Raw genomic sequence first — 8,411 nt, 5'->3', positions numbered from 1 at the left:
CCCCCGCTCGATCATCCGGCTCACGCCACCGGCGCGAATGAGCTGACCCCCGCTCGATCATCCGGCTCACGCCACCGGCGCGGATGGGCTGACGTAGCTCACACCGCTCCCGCACGCGGCCCGCGACCGCGCGCACATAGACTCGCGGCGTGGCAGACATCTCGGTGCGTGGGCGCCTGGCTTTGCGAGCGGCGGCGGCAGCGTCGTGGGCTTCGCAGAAGGCGGGCCGCGGCAAGGGTTCGATGATCGGCGGCCTGATCGCGCTGAAGATCGATCCGACGATCATGACCCAGCTCGGTCGCGGCAGGCGGACGGTGTTGATCACCGGCACCAACGGCAAGTCGACCACCACCAGGATGACCACCGCCGCGCTCGGCACGCTCGGCCAGGTCGCCACCCAGGCCGACGGCGCCAATATGGACGCGGGCATCGTCGCCGCGCTGAGCGTGCACCAGGGAGTGCCGCTGGCCGCGATCGAGGTCGACGAGCTGCATCTGCCGCACGTCAGCGACGCGCTCGACCCGGCCGCCGTGGTGCTGCTGAACCTGAGCCGCGACCAGCTCGACCGGGTCGGCGAGATCAACATGATCGAGCGCAAGCTCCGCGCCGGACTGGCTCGTCATCCGAACACCGTCGTCATCGCCAACTGCGACGACGTGCTCGTGGCCTCCATCGCCTACGACCACCCCCGCGTGGTGTGGGTGTCGGCGGGCAGCGGCTGGGCGGTCGACGCGACGAGCTGTCCGCGCAGCGGCGAGCCGATCGTCTGGGAGGGCGAGAACTGGCGCTCGACCGGCGCCGACTTCCATCGCCCGCAGCCGGATTGGTGGCTCGAGGGCGACGACCTGTGCGGCCCCGACGGTTTCCGCGCCCCCCTGCACCTGGCGCTGCCCGGTCGCGCGAATCGCGGCAACGCGGCGCAGGCCGTCGCCGCCGCGGTCGCGATGGGCGCCGAGCCGACGAAGGCGACCGACGCGACCGGCACCGTGCGCGAGATCGCGGGCCGCTACCGCACCGTCACCGTCGGTCCGCACGACGCGCGGCTGCTGCTGGCCAAGAACCCGGCCGGCTGGCAGGAGGCACTGTCGATGATCGAGCCGACCTCGGCCGGGCTGGTGATCGCGGTGAACGGGCAGGTGCCCGACGGCGAGGACCTCTCGTGGCTCTGGGACGTGCGGTTCGAGCACTTCGAGGGCGTGCAGGTGGTGGCCGCCGGCGAACGCGCCACCGATCTGGCCGTGCGGCTGACCTACGCCGGGGTCGAGCACACCCTGATCCCCGACCCGCTGCGCGCCATCGCCTCCTGCCCGCCCGGGCACGTCGAGGTGCTGGCCAACTACACCGCGTTCCGCGATCTCAACCGTGACCTGGAGGCACGCCCATGAGCGAGTCGACCATTCGTATCGGCCTCGTCCTGCCCGACGTGATGGGCACCTACGGCGACGGCGGCAACGCGCTGGTGCTGCGCCAGCGCCTGCGCATGCGCGGCTACGACGCCGAGATCGTCGAGATCACCCTGGCCGACCCCGTGCCGGACTCGTTCGACATCTACACCCTCGGCGGCGCCGAGGACTCGGCCCAGCGCCTGGCCACCCGCCACCTGCAGAAGTACCCAGGACTGCAGCAGGCCGCCGCCAAGGGCGCGCCCGTGCTCGCGATCTGCGCCGCCATCCAGGTGCTCGGCAACTGGTATGAGACCTCGGCGGGCGAGAAGGTCGACGGCGTGAGCCTGTTCGACGTCACCACCTCGCCCCAGCACACCCGCGCCATCGGCGAGGTGACGACCACCCCCGTCCTCGACGGCCTGTCCGCCCCGCTGACCGGCTTCGAGAACCACCGCGGCGGCACCCTGCTCGGCCCCGACGCCGCCCCGCTGGCGAAGGTCACCCGCGGTGTCGGCAACGGCGTCGGCGACGGCACCGAAGGCGTCGTCCAGGGCTCGGTCATCGGCACCTACCTGCACGGCCCCGCCCTGGCCCGCAACCCCGAACTCGCCGACCTCCTCATCGCCCGAGCCCTCGGCATCTCCCCCACCGACCTCGCCCCCCTCGACCTCCCCGAGGTTGACCGCCTCCGCCGCGAGCGCCTGCGCGCCTAGCGGCTCGTCAGCACGGGAGCGAATCGACCTCGTAGCGCAGGCAGTACGGGTCCCGGGTGACGAGCGTCAGCTCCTCACACCGGGCCTGCGCGACCAGGATCCGATCGAACGGATCACGATGGATCGACGGCAGCCGCGCGGCTTCGATGGTGTGCCGCGCCTCGATCGCCCGCCATGCCGCCTCCTCGGCCAAGAGGTCAGTCCGGTGATTCGGGGCTGTCCACCGACTTCGCCCACAGCCGTGCGCAACCGGGATTCGGCGTGCTTCGCGGCGAACGCCTGAGCCTCAGTCCGCCGCGGCGACCGCCGCCTTCGGCTGCCGACGGGTGATGAGGTAACCGAACGCGGCGGCGAGCGGGAACATCAGGATGCCGTAGATCGCGGCGGGCACCGCCATCTCGGTGCTGTCCAGGACGCTCACCGCGATGGTGATCGCGATCGTGCTGTTGTGGATGCCGACCTCCATCGAGCAGGCGATGGCCTGCCGGTCCGGCACCCCGAGCAGGCGCGGCAGGAAGTATCCGACGGTCAGGCTGATCAGGCAGAACAGCACGGTGATGCCGCCGACCTGCGCGAACGACTCGGTGAGGGTGTCGGATTCGGTGGCGACCGTCCCGAGGATCACCAGGAGCAGGGTCACCGCCGAGCCGATCCGCACCGGGCGGTCCATCCGGTCGGCGAACGCCGCCGAGGAGCGGCGCACCAACATGCCGATCGCCACCGGGACCAGCACGATCGCGAACACCTGCACCACCTTGCCGAACTGCAACCCGAGCGAGCCGCCCTCGGCCGGGTCGAAGTAGCCGATCGCGAAGTTGGTCACCAGCGGCACGGTGGCGACGGCGATGATCGAGTTGACCGCGGTCAGCGACACGTTCAGCGCCACATCGCCGCGGAACAGATGGCTGAACAGGTTGGCCGTCGTCCCGCCCGGCGAGGACGCCAGCAGCATCACCCCGACCGCCAGGATCGCGGGCAGATCGAACAGCAGGACCAGCCCGAAGGCGACCACGGGCAAAGCGATCACCTGGCACAGCAGCGCGATCGCGACGATGCGCGGGCTCTTGGCGATCCGGGTGAAGTCGGCGACGGTGAGCGAGAGTCCCAGACCGAACATGATCACGGCCAAGGCCAGCGGCAGTCCGACGGAAACCAGGGGTGAGTTCATAGCAATCCTCATCGAGCGGCCCGGGCGCACCGGGTTTGAGACTCATGCGTCTCAATGAGAGAGGATAGCCAGCTGTGATCCAGGTCGCAGTGAAACTGCCGGAATTACGCGACCACGGCGGTGGAGTCGCTGCGCTCGCACAGCTCGTGGACGAAGCGCATCTTCTCCAGGACTCGGTCGGGCAGCACGAAGGGATAGAGGTCGTCGTGGCCCATCGACCGGTTGACCATGTTCAGCGACCAGGCCAGCGGCAGCCACAGTTCGATGATCTTGTCGTACCCCGCCCGTCCGACCTGCGGACGATCCAGGGTGGCGCCCGCAGGCGCGAAGCCGAAGGCGGCGGCGGTGTCGAGGGTGTCGCGGATGTGCAGATAGTGCGCGAACGTCTCGGCCCAGTCCTCCGCGGCGTGCATGGTCGCGTAGGACGAGACGTAGTCGCTCTCCCAGCCGGACGGCGCGCCCTGGGAGTAATGCCGGTTCAGCGCCTCCTGGTAGTCGGCGTACGGGTCGCCGAAAAGCTCCCGGAACCGTTGCAGCGCTTCGTCTCCGGCAACCAGCACGGTGAAGTAGTAGTGCCCGATCTCGTGCCGGAAATGGCCGAGCAGGGTGCGGTACGGCTCGGCCATCTCGATCCGCAGCTGCTCGCGGTGCGGGTCGTTCGCCTCGGCCAGATCGAGGGTGACGACACCGTCCATGTGACCGGTCAGCACGTCGTCGGTCCGGCTGGAGAGCAGGTCGAAGGCCAGGCCATGGGCGGGGTCGGCCTCGCGGCCGACGATCGGCAGCCCGAGTTCGACCAGTTCGAAGATCAGGCGGCGCTTGGCCGCCTCGGCCTCGGCGAAGGCCGCCAGCCCGTCGGCGTCGGCGTCGTTGGGCCTGGTCCGGGTGAGCGCGCACGACGCGCACAGCATCGGCCCCGAGGTGTGGCCGGTCGTCGAGACGAGCCAATTGCACTGCGCCACATGCAGGTTGTCGCACAGCCGGAACCGGTCGCCGTCGACGACGCCGCCCGCGTGATCGATCGCCGCGTCACCGGGCGGATCGCCGATCACCACCAGCGCGCGCTCGTCCAGGCTGAAGCCGAGCCTGCTCGAGCACGACAGGCAGACCGAGTTCTCGAAAGCCAGCTGCTGCCCGCAGTTGGGGCAGACGAAATCGCGCAAGGGACTACACCTCCACCGGGGCAACATCGACCGAGACCGTGATCGTGGACTGTTTGGCGTCGGTGTAGATGATGCCACGCAGCGGCGGAACATCCTGGTAGTCACGCCCCCACGCCACGGTGACATAGCGCTCGTCGGCGAATTGGTCGTTGGTGGGGTCGAAGGCGATCCAGCGGCCGGTGCGGTCGGTGGGGTCGGTGCCGGGCAGCCAGACCGCCGCCCACGCGTGGGTGGCGTCCACCCCGACCATGCGTTCCTTACCCGGCGGCGGATCGGTCGCGAGGTAGCCCGAGACGTAGCGGGCGGCCAGCCCCCGCGACCGCAGGCAGGCCGCGCCGATCCGGGCGAAATCCTGGCAGACGCCCTCGCGCGCGGCGAACACGTCGGCGACGCTGGTACTCACCGTGGTCGAGCCGGAGCGATACCGGAAGTCCTGGTTGATCCGGGTGTTCAGCTCGGTGACCGCCTCGAGCAGCGGCCTGCCCGCCGGGAAGCTCCGCGCGGCGTACTCGGCGACCTCCGGGGTGATCTCCGGCGGCAGCAGATCGAGGGTGAACTCGACCGCGAGCGGGCCGGTGGCGGTGCTCGGCCGGGCCGCCTCCCACCCGACGTCGGCGCCCGCCATCGTCGCCGGGTGCTCGCCGTCGACGTCGACGAGGGATTCGCCGGTGACCTCGAGTCTCCGATGTTCCGATGTCACATGGAAATACGTGGTCGTGTTGCCGTAGACATCGGTGCCGATCGAGCGGTCCGAAGGCACCGGGTCGATATAGATGTCGTGCTCGAGCAGCCGCTGACCGGGGAACTCGCGCGGGGTCAGATACGCGCGGCCGTAGGAGCTGGTGACCTCGTCGGAGTAGCTGTAGGTGGTCCGGTGCACCACCCGGTAACGCCTGCTCATCCGACCATCCTGGTATTGCCCCACAGCGGCTGGATACCCAGCGGCACAGCGAGTTTGGTGGTCTCGAACGACTCCGACAGCTTGCGCAGCCGCAAGTGCACCCCCTCCAGCAGTTCCACCAGCTCCGTGCGCACACCCGCGGCGTCGGTGTGTTCGAGATCGGCCGGGTCGACCCGGCGCAGCATTCGCTGGGCGTCGGCGAGCAGCCGCTGCGAACGCGACGCGCCGGAGCCGCCGGGCAGCGCCTGGAAGTCGGCCTCGAGCCGGTCGAGCTGATACACCAGCGAGCGCGGATTGCCCGCGTCGAACAGCAGCAACCCGGCCAGCGCGGCGACATGGGCCGAACCACGGTGGCGGCGGCGGTAACTCACCGCCGACTCGGTCGCGACGAGCACCGAATCGGTGACCACCCGCTCCACCTCGGCCGGGCTGGCCTGTGCCAGCGCGGCATTGAGCAGCGAGGTCAGCGCGAGCCCGCGCTCGATCCGCTTGCCGATGTCCATGACGTACCAGCCGGTGTCGCGCACCATCGATTCCGCGCCGATCCCCGACAGCGACAGCAGCGCGGCCAGCGCCAGCGAATGCACCGAGGACAGCGCGGTCTCCTGTTCGGTATCGGCGCCGCGGAACTCGGCCAGCGCGCGGTCGAGGGCGCCGATGATCATCCAGGTGTCCCCGGAGAGCTGGTCACGCACGGCCCGGGCGGCCGAGCCGTAGTGGTCGACCGCGTAGGACAGCGATCCCGCCAGGTTCCGGTCGCCGGTGAGGGCGGACAGGTAGGCGAAGCCGTCGGCGGAGGCGCCCGCGACGGTGCGCCGGGCCGCGGTGGACCCGCCGTCCATCGGGCGGTTCGTGAACTGCCCCTGCTTCTGCCGCGTGCGTGGCACCTCGGATTCCCTGTCCGGCTGTGGTTCCGCCGTGCGATCGGCGGCGGTGCCGGTGGTGCGCAGCGCTCGCGCGAGCGCGCTCGTGCCCGCGCGCTCCCAGGGGGCGGCCGAGTCGTCGGAATCCTGTTCCACCGCAGCCGTATCGGCTTCCGCCTCGCCCGCGTCCGGCGGCGCGGTGGCACCGTCAGCGGATCGGGTGCCGTCGGCGGACGAATCGCTTCCCGAGGTCGTGGCGGGTGACCTGCCGGCTGTGGTGGGGGAGGTCGGCGACTCCGCACCGGAGTCCGCCGCCTGCGCCACCCGGACCAGGGCTCCGACGGCACCGGTTCCACTGGGCAGCACGGATTCCGGCGCGTTCGTCCCGGTGGTCACCGACAGTGCGCGCATCAGGATCGGCAGTGCCTCGGCGCCGTCCAGCCAGGGCCGGTAGCGGTAGTCCTGGTAGACGTCGTGGGTCGCGGCGAGCAGGCGGACCACCGATTCGGCGCGTTCGCTGTAGCGGCCCATCCAGAACAGGTCGTTGAGCACACGCGGCGAGCTGACCGCCTCGACGACCGGCACGGCGCGACGCAGCCGCTCCTCGTGCGGCGCCTCGGCGCCGACGGCGGGCGCGGTCGCGGGCGCGGCGCGCACCCAGACATCCTTGGCCGCCACCTTGATCACGCTGCGCGTCGGCTCGAGCCGCATCCGCTGCTGGCCGAGCCCACCCGACATCGCGGTGTACCCGCCACGACGAGCCAGCGAGAACAACCGCATCCCGACCGGCGCGGGCTTGAGACCCGCCTCGCCTTCCACGGCGGGCGCCACGGAGAACTCCGCGGGTTCCTGGCCGACCCACTTCCATCGCTCGGCCTCGATCCGGGCGGCGAGTTCGGCGCGCTCGGCGGCGGCCAGGCTCGGCCCGAAGATGGTCGACCCGTCGACCGCCGAGCGAATCACCAGATCACCGATATGGGCGAGGAGATGCGAGCGTTCGGCGTCGTCGCCGCCCCAATAGGCGGGTGTCCCGTCGAGCAGCAGGTCGGCGCCGAGGACGGAGCGGGCGATCCGGGGCAGGAACGCGCTCAGCGCAGGCGATTCCAGCAAGCCGGAGCCGAGCGTGTTGACCACCGTGACCGCGCCCCGGCGCAACACCTCGACCAGACCGACCACGCCGAGGCGCGAATCCGGCCGCAGATCCAGCGGATCGGAGAACTCCGCGTCCACGCGGCGCAGCACCACGTCGACCCGTTCCAGACTGCCGAGCGAGCGCATCCACAGCGCGCCGTCGCGAACTACCAGGTCGGCGCTCTCGACCAGCGGGAAACCGAGCATCTGCGCGAGATAGGCCTGGTCGAAAGCGGTTTCGGAGTGCGAGCCGGGGCTCAGCACCACGACCACCGGCTCCTCGCCGTCGGCCAGTTCCGGCGCGGCCTCCGCCAGCATCAACCGCATGGCCCGCGCGAACGGGGTGAGCGGGCGCGGTCCGGCGTGCTCGAACGCCTCGGGAATGGCCGAGGCCACCACGCGTCGATCGGCCAGCGCGTACCCGGCGCCGGAGGGCGCCTGCGCCCAGTCGGCCAGCACCCGGAACTGGCCGTCGCTCCAGCGGCTGATGTCGCAGGCGTGCAGGAACAGCTGGTGCGTGCCGGGAATGGTGATGCCGTGCGCCGCCCGCACGTAACCCGTACTGCCGAAGACGATCTCCGGTGGCAGCAGGCCCGAGCTCAGCAGCCTGCGTGGGCCGTAGACATCGGTGAGCACCTCGTCGAGCACGAGCGAGCGCTGGACCAGACCCGTCTCCAGCCGGGTCCAGTCGTCGGCGGAGACCAGCAGCGGGATCGGATCGAGCCGCCAGGGCATCGGGGTCGCCGTGTCGTCACCGAGGCCGACCTCGGTGTAGGTGACGCCGTCGTCCTCGATCTGCCTGCGCACCCGGTGATCGATCCGGCCGAGCCCGCCGGTGCCCTGGTCGACGAAGTCGGCCGAGAGCTCCGACCACATCGACCGCACGCGGCCGCGCCCGTCGACCAATTCGTCGTAATAGCCCTGCGTCGGCCGGCCGCACTCGTCGAAGCGCGATCCCGCCTTGCTCTCGGCCCGATACCGCGCGAACTGCTCGGCCACCTGCGCGCGCACGCCCGGTGCCGTCCGGTTCCCGTCCCGTAGCGCCTCGTCGCGCTGTGTCACCGAGCCGACCTCGCTTCCTGTTGTT

At 70.8% G+C, this 8,411-nt stretch carries 7 protein-coding genes; 2 read left to right on the top strand and 5 right to left on the bottom strand.

Annotation, left to right across the window (positions count from 1 at the left end; all coding sequences use genetic code 11):
- Positions 1-149 precede the first annotated feature (149 nt).
- Positions 150-1,385 carry a MurT ligase domain-containing protein gene (locus V8688_RS10015; RefSeq protein ID WP_218721332.1) on the top strand — a complete coding sequence of 412 codons (1,236 nt, stop codon included), beginning with the start codon at positions 150-152 and terminating at the stop codon, positions 1,383-1,385.
- A complete protein-coding gene (locus V8688_RS10010) occupies positions 1,382-2,098 on the top strand; it encodes a glutamine amidotransferase (RefSeq protein WP_218721331.1) in 717 nt (238 codons plus the stop codon). Before V8688_RS10015 ends, V8688_RS10010 begins: the two co-directional genes overlap by 4 nt.
- Positions 2,099-2,105: 7 nt before the next feature.
- Here V8688_RS10010 and V8688_RS10005 read toward each other — a convergent pair whose 3' ends face one another.
- The 5 genes from V8688_RS10005 to V8688_RS09985 form a co-directional block, all read right to left on the bottom strand.
- A complete protein-coding gene (locus V8688_RS10005) occupies positions 2,106-2,354 on the bottom strand; it encodes a PIN domain-containing protein (RefSeq protein ID WP_342800686.1) in 249 nt (82 codons plus the stop codon).
- Positions 2,355-2,384: 30 nt separating this feature from the next.
- Entirely contained in the window at positions 2,385-3,266 is an 882-nt protein-coding gene (locus V8688_RS10000) for a bile acid:sodium symporter family protein (RefSeq protein WP_218721330.1), read from the bottom strand.
- Positions 3,267-3,370: 104 nt separating this feature from the next.
- Entirely contained in the window at positions 3,371-4,429 is a 1,059-nt protein-coding gene (locus V8688_RS09995; protein WP_316573194.1) for a putative zinc-binding metallopeptidase, read from the bottom strand.
- A gap of 4 nt (positions 4,430-4,433) precedes the next feature.
- A complete protein-coding gene (locus V8688_RS09990) occupies positions 4,434-5,330 on the bottom strand; it encodes a transglutaminase family protein (RefSeq protein WP_342800674.1) in 897 nt (298 codons plus the stop codon).
- Entirely contained in the window at positions 5,327-8,386 is a 3,060-nt protein-coding gene (locus V8688_RS09985; RefSeq protein ID WP_342800673.1) for a circularly permuted type 2 ATP-grasp protein, read from the bottom strand. The genes V8688_RS09990 and V8688_RS09985 overlap by 4 nt, the downstream gene beginning before the upstream one ends.
- Between the last annotated feature and the right edge of the window lie 25 nt (positions 8,387-8,411).

Source organism: Nocardia sp. No.11 (genome assembly GCF_038752175.1).
Taxonomy (GTDB): domain Bacteria; phylum Actinomycetota; class Actinomycetes; order Mycobacteriales; family Mycobacteriaceae; genus Nocardia; species Nocardia canadensis.
Note: the sequence above shows the minus strand (reverse complement) of the source record. Positions and strands in the feature narration are given on the sequence as shown.

What these genes read in the sequence shown, in the direction of transcription:
- V8688_RS10010 (WP_218721331.1), top strand. Translation starts at nt 1,382, where the DNA reads ATGAGCGAGTCGACCATTCGTATCGGCCTCGTCCTGCCCGACGTGATG.
- V8688_RS10000 (WP_218721330.1), bottom strand. Translation starts at nt 3,266, where the DNA reads ATGAACTCACCCCTGGTTTCCGTCGGACTGCCGCTGGCCTTGGCCGTG.
- V8688_RS09990 (WP_342800674.1), bottom strand. Translation starts at nt 5,330, where the DNA reads ATGAGCAGGCGTTACCGGGTGGTGCACCGGACCACCTACAGCTACTCC.